This is a genomic window from Pedobacter frigidisoli (assembly GCF_032678525.1).
In the GTDB taxonomy this organism is placed as follows: Bacteria; Bacteroidota; Bacteroidia; order Sphingobacteriales; family Sphingobacteriaceae; genus Pedobacter; species Pedobacter frigidisoli_A.
Window position 1 is genome coordinate 150,440 of sequence record NZ_JAVTSE010000010.1, and the last position, 14,255, is coordinate 164,694.

General features: G+C 40.3%; 15 protein-coding genes and 1 riboswitch. Of the genes, 7 read left to right on the forward strand and 8 right to left on the reverse strand.

The annotated features are described in order from the left end of the window. Positions 1-59: 59 nt before the first annotated feature. From R2Q80_RS21190 to R2Q80_RS21200, 3 genes are read right to left on the reverse strand one after another with little or no spacing between them, the layout of a single operon-like run. Positions 60-203, reverse strand: coding sequence for a DUF2256 domain-containing protein (locus R2Q80_RS21190; RefSeq protein ID WP_316801533.1), 144 nt, complete (start codon positions 201-203; stop codon positions 60-62). Next, positions 190-669, reverse strand: a complete 480-nt coding sequence (locus tag R2Q80_RS21195; RefSeq protein ID WP_316801534.1) for a DUF4385 domain-containing protein — start codon at positions 667-669, stop codon at positions 190-192. Before R2Q80_RS21195 ends, R2Q80_RS21190 begins: the two co-directional genes overlap by 14 nt. 11 nt (positions 670-680) lie before the next feature. After that, a complete protein-coding gene (locus R2Q80_RS21200) occupies positions 681-1,019 on the reverse strand; it encodes a hypothetical protein (RefSeq protein ID WP_316801535.1) in 339 nt (112 codons plus the stop codon). Positions 1,020-1,273: 254 nt separating this feature from the next. Here R2Q80_RS21200 and R2Q80_RS21205 point away from each other — a divergent pair, with 254 nt between their 5' ends. Further along, the gene (locus tag R2Q80_RS21205) at positions 1,274-1,636 is read left to right on the forward strand and encodes a response regulator (protein WP_047801086.1); all 363 of its coding nucleotides are present in this window, start codon (positions 1,274-1,276) and stop codon (positions 1,634-1,636) included. A 93-nt stretch (positions 1,637-1,729) separates the two neighbouring features. On the opposite strand, the gene R2Q80_RS21210 is transcribed toward R2Q80_RS21205, so the two are convergent. Continuing rightward, entirely contained in the window at positions 1,730-2,014 is a 285-nt protein-coding gene (locus tag R2Q80_RS21210; protein WP_316801536.1) for a hypothetical protein, read from the reverse strand. A gap of 116 nt (positions 2,015-2,130) precedes the next feature. On the opposite strand from R2Q80_RS21210, the gene R2Q80_RS21215 reads away from it, so the two are divergent. Beyond that, positions 2,131-3,201, forward strand: coding sequence for a S41 family peptidase (locus R2Q80_RS21215; protein ID WP_316801537.1), 1,071 nt, complete (start codon positions 2,131-2,133; stop codon positions 3,199-3,201). 247 nt (positions 3,202-3,448) lie between these two features. Here the strand turns inward: R2Q80_RS21215 and R2Q80_RS21220 are convergent, their stop codons facing one another. After that, the gene (locus R2Q80_RS21220) at positions 3,449-3,835 is read right to left on the reverse strand and encodes a hypothetical protein (protein WP_316801538.1); all 387 of its coding nucleotides are present in this window, start codon (positions 3,833-3,835) and stop codon (positions 3,449-3,451) included. Positions 3,836-4,068: 233 nt separating this feature from the next. On the opposite strand from R2Q80_RS21220, the gene R2Q80_RS21225 reads away from it, so the two are divergent. Continuing rightward, the gene (locus R2Q80_RS21225) at positions 4,069-4,251 is read left to right on the forward strand and encodes a hypothetical protein (RefSeq protein WP_316801539.1); all 183 of its coding nucleotides are present in this window, start codon (positions 4,069-4,071) and stop codon (positions 4,249-4,251) included. On the opposite strand, the gene R2Q80_RS21230 is transcribed toward R2Q80_RS21225, so the two are convergent. Next, positions 4,248-4,697: a MaoC family dehydratase gene (locus R2Q80_RS21230; protein WP_316801540.1), complete on the reverse strand. Its 450-nt coding sequence runs from the start codon at positions 4,695-4,697 to the stop codon at positions 4,248-4,250. The two genes, R2Q80_RS21225 and R2Q80_RS21230, sit on opposite strands and share 4 nt — an antisense overlap. Before the next feature lie 207 nt (positions 4,698-4,904). Further along, entirely contained in the window at positions 4,905-5,366 is a 462-nt protein-coding gene (locus R2Q80_RS21235; protein ID WP_316801541.1) for an Lrp/AsnC family transcriptional regulator, read from the reverse strand. A gap of 175 nt (positions 5,367-5,541) precedes the next feature. Continuing rightward, positions 5,542-5,728: riboswitch (cobalamin riboswitch) on the forward strand. Between the two features lie 171 nt (positions 5,729-5,899). On the opposite strand from R2Q80_RS21235, the gene metE reads away from it, so the two are divergent. Next, entirely contained in the window at positions 5,900-8,206 is a 2,307-nt protein-coding gene (gene metE / locus R2Q80_RS21240) for a 5-methyltetrahydropteroyltriglutamate--homocysteine S-methyltransferase (protein ID WP_316801542.1), read from the forward strand. 130 nt (positions 8,207-8,336) lie between these two features. On the opposite strand, the gene R2Q80_RS21245 is transcribed toward metE, so the two are convergent. Next, positions 8,337-9,011 (reverse strand): RNA polymerase sigma factor, encoded by a 675-nt coding sequence (locus R2Q80_RS21245; RefSeq protein ID WP_316801543.1) that lies wholly within the window; start codon positions 9,009-9,011, stop codon positions 8,337-8,339. A gap of 268 nt (positions 9,012-9,279) precedes the next feature. Between R2Q80_RS21245 and R2Q80_RS21250 the strand changes: the two genes are divergently transcribed. From R2Q80_RS21250 to R2Q80_RS21260, 3 genes are all read left to right on the forward strand, one after another. Continuing rightward, complete coding sequence (locus R2Q80_RS21250; RefSeq protein WP_316801544.1) at positions 9,280-9,669, forward strand: PleD family two-component system response regulator; 390 nt, start codon at positions 9,280-9,282, stop codon at positions 9,667-9,669. 119 nt (positions 9,670-9,788) lie between these two features. Beyond that, on the forward strand, positions 9,789-10,982 hold the full coding sequence (locus tag R2Q80_RS21255; RefSeq protein WP_316801545.1) for a GAF domain-containing sensor histidine kinase: 1,194 nt from the start codon (positions 9,789-9,791) through the stop codon (positions 10,980-10,982). 469 nt (positions 10,983-11,451) lie between these two features. After that, a partial coding sequence (locus tag R2Q80_RS21260; protein ID WP_316801546.1) for a Calx-beta domain-containing protein occupies positions 11,452-14,255 on the forward strand: 2,804 nt, incomplete at its 3' end.

Consider the following 14,255-nt stretch of genomic DNA (forward strand, 5'->3'; position numbering starts at 1 on the left):
AAAAAAGATTTAGCTCTTTTTACATCAGGACATGCTTATCGGCTTATTACAAGAAATAATTACGCAGATTTCCCTCGTCTGCATTTTTCGGAGCAGTATTTTACCTGTTCCCAAACTTTTTCCCATTTCTTGCGCCAGCTAAAGTTGCGTCCACAAACCGTACAGCATTTTTCAGGAAGGTTTTGTTTTTTAACCCCTTTCATCTCTCCACTGCTTCTTTAGTTTTACATATTTTTCATTGGCTTCTGCTGATTTCCACCGATCATAAAAGATAGACGCACATATGGCCTTTTGTGCATCGCCGGTGCCGCGTTCCAGCTGGCGGTAATCCTGATCGGCATCGTACTTTTTACCACCTTTGTAATTGGCATATCTTCTGGCCCGGGTATAACCCATCTGCAGGTATTTGCGGGCCATGTCGGCTCCAACAAAATCATCCGCTCGCAAATACTCAAGGAAAAGTTTATATATTTTTTCGCTACTTTCGTTGGCGATATCGGGTGTTTTAAAACGCCAGTATCGGCCAATTTCACTTTTGTATGGCTCGCAGATCAGCACACCTTGTTCACCCTTGCCTACTCGGTAGGCCTCAGGATGAACTCGGTAGTCGATATCAGTTTTCCATTCGTATTTAGAATGGTCAAAATTGAGATAGCTGGGTTTGTCCATCTCTGATCTTCTTATCCCTGATTGATATGGTCGTTCAGGTAGCTTTCGGCACTGATCAGGTCGTTGTCAACCTGTTCTTTTGCTGTTGCCGATTCATAATGTAGTGAATCCTCCGCGAACTCACTCAGCAGCGTAAATTTAATTTCACCTTCTTCGGATGCAGCAGGGGCGGCTTTACCTATCACAGTAAAAATGCCCTCTATACCTTCGTGCACAAAACTGTACTTCACCTGAAAATCATCCTGGTCATCTGTCGGGATTTCCGCAATTTCTGTGTACGCTCTCGCCTGAATCGTTTCAAGTCCTTGTTTCAATAATTTGATTGCTTGCACTTTTTTATCTGATGTCATAGGTTTTGTTTTTATTTCCTGTTTAACATTTCGCTCTCGCTAAAGTTTTAGAATTGCCTGAATAGCTAAATAAACAAAGCTGCTTTCATTAAATTCTTTAGCCTGGTTTTAAGTAAGATCAAGATTTAAATTGCGCTGTAAGTTTCAGGAAAAAATTAATTGCATCTTCTAAACAATTCGCAGGTAGATCATGTTGAATAAGTATGGGCCAGTTGATCTTAAAAAAAGGGTTTTGGTTATGGAGGAGGAATAAAATGAAAAAGAAAATATGTGTGCTGGAAGATGATCACGCTATCCGCGACGTTTTAAATATTTTATTATCAGAAGAAGATTATGAGGTGAGCATGTTTTCGTGCATTAAAGACCTGATGAGGGCGCGCCACCATTATACGCCGGATCTATACCTGCTTGATGTCCGTTTGCCTGATGGAAATGGAATAGATCTTTGCAGAAAAATTAACAATGATAAGCATACACACGATATACCAGTGGTGATGATGAGCGCTAACGTAAGCTCGCGCGAAATTGGGATTGGTTGTAAAGCGAAAGCTTTTGTAGAGAAACCGTTTGATTTGGATCATGTAATCGACAGCGTGGAATTTGCCATGCGCAAATAACGATAGGAATCAAATACTATTTCCAGTTTTTAGAACTAGGAGAGTGTAATTATCCGGTGCCTGGCGGAAGGCAACTTGTAGCGAATGATATCGCTAATTGGGCATTGAACTGGAATCAGGTTTTAACAGGATAGAATGACTATGATTCGGGCCAAGGATAAAAATAATCCTTAGTTCGCCGTATAAAGCTACGGAAGCTTTCGCCAGGGCTTGTCTGGCAAATTGTATCATCGCAGGCTCATCGCGAAAACTCAATGCTGTCGGAATATCAAATGCAATAATATTTGGTTTACCTATTTTAATGCTGATGTCAAGATCATTTAACACATTTTCCAGCTTTCCGGCTGCACGCACAAGATCGTTTAAATTTAGTACCATAACATAAATCTTAACTGGAGAAACACTTTTGAGGCATTTTAGTTTGCGGTCGCGGAAAAATATGCAACCAAAGTCAAACAAATTTCGTCTACCTTCAAAATTACTTATATTTTGAAATGAAAAACATTCTTAACTTAATCCTGCTATTGTTTTTTTCTCTGAATGCTTCAGCGCAGTCTGTTAGTGCGAAAAAGGAAGAGTCAATTGTCAAAACATCAGGTCGCTCCGGTCAGGATAGCATCGATACTTTTTATAAAGAACTTTTTAAGGCCTTAAAGATTGGCTATCTGCACCGCAAATCAGTGGACTGGAAAAGTGTGGAGCCTGAAACCTATAAGCGTTTGGCGGCTTATAATACCTTTAAGACTTCTCTTACTGAAATTAGTAATTTGTTTGATAAGATTAATGCGAAGCATTGTTTAGTGTACCGTGGGGATGACAAATATTCAGCAACACGTAAGGTGATTGCAAAAGACCGCTACTCCGCGCAATGGAAAAAGAAATATGATACCAGACCACCGTTTGAGGTAAAAGTACTGCAAGGGAAGTACGGCTATATTTTAGTTCCTGGTATGGTGTTCTTTGACAATAGTGCTAAAAATATAAGTCGCGTTGCCCAGCCTTTATATGATCAGATCGCTCAAATCAAAAGCAATGATAACATTGAGGGCTGGATAGTAGATTTGCGGTTTAACACCGGTGGTAACGCGGCCCCTATGCTGCTGGCGCTGTATGACCTTCTTGGTGATCATGATATCTGGGGTGAACTTAATGTAGATAAGAGATCAGTAAGTAAATATAAGCTAGACAAGGGCAATTACATCCAAAAATCTAAAGTTATTTCATCTGTAACGCCTAATGGTCGTTTATTAGATCAGGCGAAAGTGGCTGTCATCACCGGATTGTTCACTGGAAGTTCGGGAGAAATTACTGCACTGGCTTTTAAAGGCAGAGCCAATACGCGTTTTATTGGTGAAGACACGGCCGGCTATACTACAGGTAATGTTTCCTGGCCTTTGCCATTTAATACCACGATGGCGCTGACTACAGGGTACGATAGCGACAGAAATGGAATTTACTATGATTACCTCGTACCTGACGTGGCAGTATCAAAACAAGATAATTTTGATGATCTATCACTGGATGGCAAGATCATCGAATCGATTAATTTTATAAAGGGAGGATAAGAAATATTTTATTTTCCCTAAAAATCAGTAACATACATTAAAAAGCAAGTGGTGCGAAAACAATATCAGCTGAGTATGGTTTATATGCTACCTATGAAAAAACAGGTCGAAGAACTTTGGGTAGTTCAAGATCAAAAATGGCCATCATGCGTAATGGTGGCCATTCCTAAAATGAATTTGTTTGGTTAATTATTTATATGTGAAAGGCAGTCGTGAGATAGCCTTTTTTTATTTCCAGCCATCTGGATTATCGTTGCCTGGTGATGTGTAAATTGTAGGTTTCATGTATTTGCTCATCAATTCTCATTAATTTAAGAATCACGCCAGCGGGAACTGCTTCATTCACGTTCCATTTCCAAAAGATATTGTCGGGTACATGTTCAAAATTGATTACCTGATTACCCGATCGTAATTTCCAGTAATAAACTGTACTTCCAATAGGTTGCTTGTCCTCAATATAAAAGGTTTTTTTTTGCACATCCTCAAGGGTAACGTGATCGGTTTCTACCGGTGCTAATTTCATGGTTTGCTCATGTTTCCGGGCTTTAATGCCTTTGGGTACATAAAGGGAAGCGAGTAGTGATAATGGTATAACCAGAATGGCTAATGCAATTAAAAAGTGTTTTGGTTTCATTGATAAAAGGAAAATTAATTCTTCAAAATTACCAATATGGCAAGCCCTTGTAAATAGCTCAAAAAGGCTATTCTGGCAAGAATATGAAAGCTAACGTTTTTCAGCAGTAGGGCTTATGCCATAACTTGAAAAGCTCACATCAGCTTAAATCTGTCTATTGAGTAGTTAATGTATTTTTATTAACATCTGATTAATTTCTTCCGATTGATAAACGGGTTTTATAGCTTTGTACTATGCAGGAGCTATCTCTATCCACACAGATTGATCTTATCGAATTAAAGGCCAGATATGCCTTTATTATGGATGAACTAGGTGAGAATTTTTCTGATGAATACCTGATGCAGCACCAGGTTAAGCAGAAACTATCACAAGAGATGATTCGTGAGATGTTCCGCATCTTAGCGTATCAGACCTAATTAAAATGATATAAGAAAACCACGTTACCTGTGTAAGCAGTTACCGTTGATCCTTTAATATCGAGATCTGCCTGAATAACAACTTTAGTGATCCCGCGAAGATCGGAGATTGATATCAGCTTGGCGCGCAGCATTACTTCGTCATCAACACAGACTTCCTGATTAAATTTGAAATTCTCTATCCCGTAGTTTACCTCCATTTTAACATCCCTGATGTCTGCTATTTGTTTCCACAAATAAGGGATCAGCGATAACGTGAGATACCCAGGTACAAATTCAGAATCAACTGGTGTTTGTTCTTTAGCTTTACCGTTGTCACTTGTGTAATTATCCGTTGCATCAGCAAACCTGTTGGTTTGTTGCTGGTTTATTTTGTGCCATTTGGATTGCCCAATTTGGATTCCTAAATAAGACTTGTATTCTTCAAAACTACTAATAATCACCATTACCTTTATAATATAATATCAATACAATCTGGACGTAGTCTCAAAGTTTAAATATCTCGGCTGAACATTCCCATCTGAATAAAAAGCTAATATATCATAATAATGGTTACCAAGTTTTATTTTTGCCAATTGACGAATGAAATTACCTCGTTTTAGATAACTTTCAATCGCTAGAAGTTCAGGCGGAGACTCAGTAGATAAGTAAGTTTAAAAACTAATGTTGTGTGTATTTTTAATTTCGGCCATAGCAAAAGTACTGTGTGTGCTGCCTATATTTTCAACAGAACCAAGTTTATTGAATACAAAGTCCTGATAGTGTTTCATGTCTTTGGCATAAACCTTTAGAATAAAGTCGTAATCTCCCGAGACATTATAGCATTCCACCACTTCATCAATATTCATAATATCTTCTACAAAGCGGTTACCAATTTTCTTGTCATGTTGCTTCAGCTTAATGTTGCAGAATACGATGAATCCCTGATTGAATTTCCCCGCATCCAGAATGGCAATATATTTTTTGATATATCCGGCAGTTTCGAGTCGTCTGATCCTCTCGAAAACTGGAGAAGGGGATAGATTTACCTTTCCTGCAAGTTCCTTATTGGTATGTTTTGAATTGTTTGCGAGGATCTTTAACAACAATAAGTCGGTTTCATCAAGTTCAGTCATCAGAATAATTATCTTTAATGGTGTTAAATATAAGTTATTAAAAGTTTAATTTGCTTTAGATAGAGCTAAAAATAGATAATATAACTGAACTTTACATTTTTAAAAGAATAATGATCTTCAAATGTATTTTTGTTGCAGTTTAAAGCTGATTTGTAATAATTGGAGTTCTTTGCATATTTCAACAATTGAAAAAGGTTTTACTTAGCTGTAAATGAAAAGGGAATCGTGTGTAAATCACGAACTGTCGCGCAACTGTAAGTAACAAAAAGGTTTTTATCCAGGGATGTCCACTGCTCATTTGGCGGGAAGGATGATAGAAACTGTTACAAGTCAGGATACCTGCCTGTTTCGAATTGACGATGCTTTCGCGATTGAAGCTTAAAGTCAGATGAGTACTTATGATGGTAAACCCTGCTGGATGAGCCGGGCTATCGCCTGCGTCTGTGTTTTTCTTTTTTTCATTCTATGCGAAACATCCTGAGATGATGTGCGAATTTTTTACAATGATTATTTACCATTTAAAAAGTTGAAATATGTTAACACAAAATCTGGGATACCCGCGGATAGGGATCCAACGACAATTGAAAAAAGCCTGCGAGCAATACTGGGCAGGTAAAATAGACCTTAAGGAACTCAATAAGGTTGCACGTATCATTAAGGAAGAGAACTGGCAAACCCAGGCAGATGCCGGTATTGACCTTATCCCATGCAATGATTTCAGTTTTTATGATCAGGTATTAGATACGAGTTTTCTCCTGGGTGTAATCCCGCAACGGTACTCGCCTGTACTCTCGCAGGTGAAGGGCAACAACGAGATTGATCTCTATTTTGCTATGGCTCGCGGCTACCAAAAAGACGGTTTGGATATTACTGCAATGGAAATGACCAAATGGCTGGATACCAATTATCATTACATTGTGCCTGAATTTACTGCAGATCAGGAATTCCGGATATTTAATGAAAATATATTCTGTGAATACAACAGCGCAAAGCAGCAATTAGCAGAAAAAGCAAAGCCAGTATTGCTGGGGCCGGTGAGCTATCTGCTGTTGGGTAAAGAAAAAGAAACGGGTTTTGAACGGATTGACTTGATTAAAAAGCTGGTTTCGGTTTACATTGAAATAATCAACCGTCTGAAACAACAGGGAGCAGAATGGATTCAGCTGGATGAGCCCTGCCTGGCGCTCGATCTTTCAAAAAAAGACAAAGAGGCTTTTGAGTATGCATACCGGGCTATTGCTAATAGGGTAAGCGGGGTAAAATTACTAGTCGCTACTTATTTTGAGGCACTGTTGGATAATGCAGCATTGGCCGTAAACCTTCCAATATCAGCCTTGCACATCGATCTTGTGAGGGCTCCTGACCAGCTGGACGATGTGCTGGCAATGATTCCTGAAAAAGTACAACTTTCCTTAGGGGTAGTAGACGGGCGTAACGTTTGGAAGAATAACTATGAAAAGTCGCTTTCTCTTGTTGCTAAGGCAGTAGCATTGTTGGGCGAAGACCGAGTAATGATTGGCCCATCCTGTTCATTGCTTCATAGTCCGATTGATCTGGAACTCGAAACAGCTATTGATCCGGAAATAAAAAACTGGATGGCTTTTGCACGCCAAAAATTAACTGAAGTGAGTGAAATCCGTCAAATTGCTGAAGGAAATGCTGATTTGCTCAAAGCCAACCAATTAGCAATTAAAAACCGCCTTAGCTCTCAGAAAGTACATAAACAAGTAGTGAAGGATCGTATTGCCGGAATCACAGATGCAGACTCAACCCGTAAAAGTATTTTTGCAATACGTCAGCAATTGCATCACGAGCGGTTTAAGCTCCCTGCGTTCCCTACCACAACAATAGGGTCATTTCCACAAACAGATGATATACGCCAGATGCGTGCCAGATACAAAAAAGGTGATCTGACCCTTGCGCAGTATGAAGAGGCTATAAAATATGCAACAATAGCGGCTATACGCTGGCAGGAAGAAATTGGACTGGATGTGCTGGTACATGGAGAGTTCGAGCGTAACGACATGGTGGAATATTTTGGCGAGCAGCTGGATGGATTCTTGTTTACAAAGAATGGTTGGGTGCAGAGTTATGGAAGCCGCTGCGTAAAACCGCCGGTAATTTATGGCGATGTGAGCCGCCCGAAAGACATGACGGTACGCTGGAGTAAATTTGCTGCTGCTCAAACAGCAAAGCCGATGAAAGGCATGCTTACGGGCCCGGTAACCATTTTACAATGGTCATTTGTACGTGATGATCAGGGAAGGGATATTACAACCAATCAAATAGCCTTTGCCATCCGGGATGAAGTTCTGGCATTGGAAAAAGCTGGGATTGGTATCATTCAGATTGATGAGGCCGCCATACGTGAAGGCTTACCCTTAAGAAAGTCCAAACACGCCAAATATCTTGAATGGGCGGTGAACGCATTTCGGATTTCGGCAAGCGGGGTGGGGGATGACACACAAATTCACACGCATATGTGCTACAGCGAATTCAATAACATTATTCAGCATATAGCAGCTATGGATGCGGATGTGATTACAATTGAAACTTCGCGCTCGCAGATGGAACTTCTCGAGGCCTTTGCAGATTTTGACTACCCCAACGAAATCGGCCCGGGAGTGTATGATATTCATTCACCACGAGTTCCTGGTGCCGAAGAGATGGCCTTATTGCTTACAAAAGCAGCAAGCCTGCTCCCTGCACAACACCTTTGGGTAAATCCAGACTGCGGTTTGAAAACCCGTAAATGGCCGGAAACAAAAGCCGCCTTAATCAATATGGTGGCTGCGGCAAAAACTGCGCGTGAGCAAATCAGTATACAAAACCTGGTTTAAGTACAAAGCATCCCGGGTAGCCGGGATGCTTTTATCTGTGTCCATTCCCACCATTTAGGTTGTTTTTTGTTGGTGTCAGTACAGATCTCAACTGGTATGGAAATTCCTTAGGATATAACTTTACTGTTGGTTAAAAAAAGTGGTGTGAGGCGGCAGCATGCTGTTGAATAGGTAAGGGGTATGATGGCAGTGCTGTTTTAGCGGGCAAATCCTCTTTATTGAATGACTTTCTGAGCAATAGAATTGCGGCGCGCAATGCAGTTTTTAAACTCCCAAGTGGCATATCAAGTTTCTCAGCGGCTTCAGTATGTGAATAGCCTTTGTAATAAACGAGGTCTATAATCAGTTGTTGCTTATAGGGAAGGGAGGTTGTTATTTTTTTGATTCCAATACCATCTGTGTATATTGAATAGAAGAATTTCGTATTCAACTGGATCATGGATTCATCCAGATCAACATGATGATTTTCCTGTTTCGTCGACTTTTTCCTCAGGTGATCAATTGCGGTATTTCGGGCAATATTCAGCATCCAGGTAAAAAGTCGACTTTTGTTTTCATCGTAACTGGAAAAGTTTTTCGAAATCTTCAAAAAAGATTCCTGTAGTAAGTCCTCTGCAGTTTCACGTTGCTTAACAATAAGAGTGATTACGCCAAGCAGGTTTGCAGCATACATTTTATATAGTTTTTTAAATGCTCCACAATCCATCTGCCGAAGTTGTGAAACCATAAGTTGCTCCTGCCACTCGGCTCCGCTATTTTTAATCTTAGGAGTTTTAGATGGGGTGGCGAGTATAAATCCTATCATAAGGTGACTTTTTATATAGCCTTGAACAGGTTTCTTTTTAAATAGTTTTGTTTACTCTTAATCGCTATGTTTTAGAGCTTTTAGGGTGAATTTCAGATTAGATGTATCTCTATATCTCAACGCTTTTTGCCGGCACTCTCTTTTTTTAGTTGCTACTTCGATCTACTTCCGTTAATGCGATCATTCTTAAGTGCTATAAAATCAGATAAATAAAACTTAATTACTGAAAACCTGTTGCATATATACTTCAGATAAGGAGAAAGGGAAAATGATGAAACAGAACGTAGTTAAAAAGAGGGTGTGTGTACTTGAGGACGATGACGATATCAGAGAAATAATCATCTTTTTACTAGAGACAGAAAATTATGAGGTATGCAGTTTTGCTACTGTTGGTGCGTTTATGGAGGGCGCTCGGGATGCTCGCGCTGATGCCTTTGTGCTTGACGTGATGCTTCCTGATGGTAGTGGAATAGAGGTTTGTAGGATATTAAAGGCAAACCTGTCTACATGTACTGTTCCGGTAGTCATGATGAGCGCAAATTATACTAAAGCAGATGTTTTACACCACTGTGCTGCACAGGATTTCATTTCCAAGCCCTTTGATATTGGTGATTTTGTACACCGTGTAGATAATCAGGCATTTGGTCATATAGCCTAGCCGCCCCTTAAAAGTAACAATCATTATATAAACCTTAGATTGCTTCGTGATGGCTTGGATATGCAATTCAATTTGCTATCTTTGATTTAGAGGACTACAATCCTTTAAACTTAGTCGGCATGAAACGCATCAGTAAAGCGGATATTCAACTTGATATCGAGTCCGTTGCAAAAATTCCCATAATCGCTAACATTTTGGACGTAGTTTGTAAAACCACAGGCATGGGGTTTTCGGCCATTGCCAGGGTAACTGATGAACAGTGGATTGCCTATGCTACAAACGATCTCATAGGTTTTGGTTTAGAGCCCGGCGGAGAGCTTAAGCTGGAAACTACTATTTGCCACGAAATCAGTGAACACAAAAAAGCTGTAGCCATTGATCACGTAAGTGAAGATGAGAAATGGCGTGACCACCATACACCCCGCCTCTATGGTTTACAAAGCTATATTTCTGTCCCTATAACATTAAAAAATGGTGAATATTTCGGCACACTATGTGCCATTGATCCTAACCCAGCTAATGTAAACAACCAGCATACCATTGATACTTTCAACTTGTTTGCGGAATTGATTTCATTTCATCTTAGTGCCATTGACGACTTATCAGTTGCGACAGAACGAAGCCGCAGACAGGAGGAAGAAGGAGAAATCCGGGAACAGTTTATTGCCATGCTGGGACACGATCTTCGTAACCCTGTAAATGCCATTTCTAATGCTGTGCAGCTTCAATTAAGGAGTAATCTCGACGAAAGAAATTTGAAATTAGCCAAGATTATTCAGGATGCTACTATGAGGACCCGCGGGCTTATTGATAATATTCTTGATTTCGCGAGTGGTAGACTTGGCGGTGGAATCAAATTAAATTTTGAAAATACAGACAGCCTGGAAAATACGCTGAAGGAAGTCATTTCCGAATTTACTGTAGCCATTCCAGATATAGTTATTGATCTTGATCTGTCTCTTTCAAAACCTGTGAAAGCAGATCACAAGCGCCTGGCACAGCTGTTCTCCAACCTAATGGGGAATGCTATTACACATGGAGAGAAGGGCAAACCCATCAGCATAACGGCGAAAACTGATGACCAGGGGCTGGAACTTTGTGTAATCAATTCAGGACAAGCGATCGATGAATTAACTCAGCAGCATTTGTTTAAGCCTTTTTCGAGGGGTAGCATCAAGCAAGGGCAGGAGGGATTGGGTCTAGGATTATTTATATCCAGTGAAATCGCAAAAGCTCATGGTGGTACAATAAGTGTGCAGTCATCGGATGCAACAACCTGCTTTACCGTAATCTTTCCAGCCATTAAAGATTAATACATCGACAGAAATAGTTTTTCAAATTATTCTGAATCTCCACTTTTTAACATGCTGAGCAGCATATGCCAAGTATTTAGGCTGAAACTTGAATGTCTTGAATTTGATATAGCTAATGGTTGTATTAAAACAATTGATTATAATCAATTGTCTGCCGTTGTTGGCTTTCCAAAAAATCTCCATTCCAATTAAAATAACCCAGCATTTGATTTAAGTCAACTCAATAGCGAAACATTATGTATTACTAATAATACAAAATCAAATAATCGTCAGCTGAAGTTTTCTAACCATTAAATATCTTTGCGAAAATAAGTGTGATATCCGATTGGTGAAACAGAATTTCACTAATAAATTTCATCATTTTAAAACCATAGGTTTTGAGATTACGTAAGTTATCGAAAAACCAAACATTAGCTAGAATAACAATTGCCACAACCCTATTGTTGCAGACTGTCTTATCGTCCCGTTTATGAATAAAGCTCTACTCTTTTCGCGTGGTTTCGCGCGAATATTTAATCGTAGTCACAATTATTTAACGAAGAAATTTGTTGGATATTTTGTTTTTGCAATGTTTTTTGTTTCCATCGTAATGTTAGGAAATGAAGCAAACGCCCAGACATTTCCTTATAAAAACTCATTTAAAACAAATAATACTACAGGTTTAGTACTAGGGGGTACGGCCAGTGCAAGTTTGACCAGTGGAGGAGTTGATCCCTCTGGTGATGGGGTTTTAAGGTTGACGAATGCTAATACCAATCAAAAAGGGTTTGCTTATATCAATCAGAACTTTCCTTTTTCGAGAGGTATACATGCTGAATTTGAGTATTTTACTTATGGTGGTACACGTGCAGATGGTATTACTTTTTTCCTTTTCGATGGCTCACAAACCTTCGATATTGGACAATTCGGCGGCGCCTTGGGATATGCGCAAAATGCAAATGCTGCCGCTAATCAAGGCATGAATGCTGGGTTTTTAGCGCTAGGATTAGACGAGTATGGTAATTTTGGCGTAGCTACTGAAACTAAAAATGGAGGCTTCACAAATACAGCTGGAAATACTCAAACCAATAGAGTAGATGTAGACGGTATGGTTGTGGTTCGTGGCGCTGTTGGCCCTAACAATGCGCGTTTTGGAAATCAAGCCTACCCATTCGTAAATGGTAAAGTAACCTCAGCCAATAATACGATTAATAGTAGTTTTATCCTTCCTGCTGCAGATCAGTTTACGCTGTCAACTAGTTCAAGGATTGTGAATAATCTTCTTTCCGGATATCGCAAAGTGAGATTTGATGTCGTTAAAAGAACCGGTACTGATACTGGTTTTTCTATTAGCGTGGATATTTATGTTGGTGAGAAAAACAGGTGGGTGACGATCTTAAATAACGCTCCATATGTAATTGCAGATAGCAGGATACCATCTACTTTAAAGGCGGGTTTTGCTGCGTCTACCGGCGGATCAACCAACTTTCACGAGATCAGGAACGTAAACATTACACCTTCAGCGCAACAACTACAAACGCCTGTTGCGAATAACGATGCTGCAACAACATTCATTAACAACAGCGCAGGTATCACCATCAATGTTCTAGCCAACGACAATACTACCATTAACGGTCCTGACCCGGTTTTAAATTCAGCGCAAGGTACATATGCTTCAGGAACTTTAGACCTAAATCCTGCTACAGATGGAATTATAGATCAAACTTATACCGTAGCTGGACAAGGAACTTTCACTGTTGATGATGCCGGCCTCGTAACTTTTGTTCCAGCTACAGGTTTCAGCGGAACGGTCACCGCGAATTATACTTTTGAAGATACTTATTTAAAGAAGTCGACAACAGGTGTGATAACGGTCACAGTTGAGCCAAGGACAGATCTAAGTATTACGAAGACAGCTAACACCAATACGCCAACAGTTGGTGGGAATATAGTCTTTACCTTGACAGCCGCAAACGCAGGTCCATCTCCCGCAACTGGAGTAACAGTCACAGATGCTTTAAAGTCGGGTTATACTTTTATTAGTGCCAATCCCTCTGCAGCCTACAATTCTAGTACTGGTGTTTGGACGATTGGAAATCTTGCATCAGGTGCAAACTCTGTACTTACAATAACGGCTTCTGTAAACTCTGCCGGAGATATGAGTAACTCCGCCACGATTGCTGGTGGTCAAAATGATCCGGTTACGACCAACAATACGGCTAACATAACCAACATAAACCCGGTAGTCAGCACGGTATGTTCCACTAATCTGATTACGGGCACACCTGCTGGTTTTGATAGCAATATTGGGATAACCAATAACAATGGAAACAATGTTCAATCTGGCAACACTTACGACGGATGGAGCACCGTATCCGGCGCTAATGGATTGTTTAATATTGTTAAAGTTGACGGAACTGGTTATGCTGCCGGGCCTGACTTAGCACACAATGGATCTCAATACCTTGATATCGCCAATAACGCTGGTACTGTTACCAGGCCATTTACCACCACTAAACCAAGTATCATTTCTTATACAGGTTGGTTCAGTAGCCGAACATTTAACGGTAGTTACGCAGATTGGACAGGGACTATTGATATTAGAAATGCCGATCAGAGTGCTATTGCAGGTGTAACAGGAGCAACTTCTTCAGGAGTTAGTTTCACCAGCGCAACAGATCTGGAAACCTGGTTTTTCGTAAGCGGGAAAACTAGCGTAGTACCAGCGGGTACATATTTGTATCGTGCAAATCTTGGGAATGAGGGTAATTTCGACGATGCGTTTCTGTGCGCATACGAAGTGCCCATCGTGAATTTGTCGACGGCCAATGCAACAGTTGCAGAGAATGTGGGTAGTGCCACCTATAGTGTGACTTTGGCAGGTACCGCAGGCATTGTGCTTCAATCTGCTGTTACTGTGAATGTAACTACAGCGCCTGGAACCGCTACCGCTGCCGACTATGGAACGCCTTCAGTTACATCAGTCACTTTTCCTATCGGAACAGTTGTCGGCTCTGCGGCAGGAACTGTAAATTTTACTATCCCAATTGTTGATGATGCAATTTCTGAAACAACAGAAAGTTTTACTGCCAATATCTCAGGATTAACCGGTTCTGCAGTACTTGGTACCAATTCAGTTACAACCAATATAACTGATAATGATGCTTCAAGTTTAGCGATCAACAACGTAACGGTTGCCGAGAACATCAGTGGTGGAAACGCTACTTTCACCGTAACCTTGACCGGTGCAATCCAGAATGCAGTAACGGTAGATTATGCTACAGCAAACGGTAC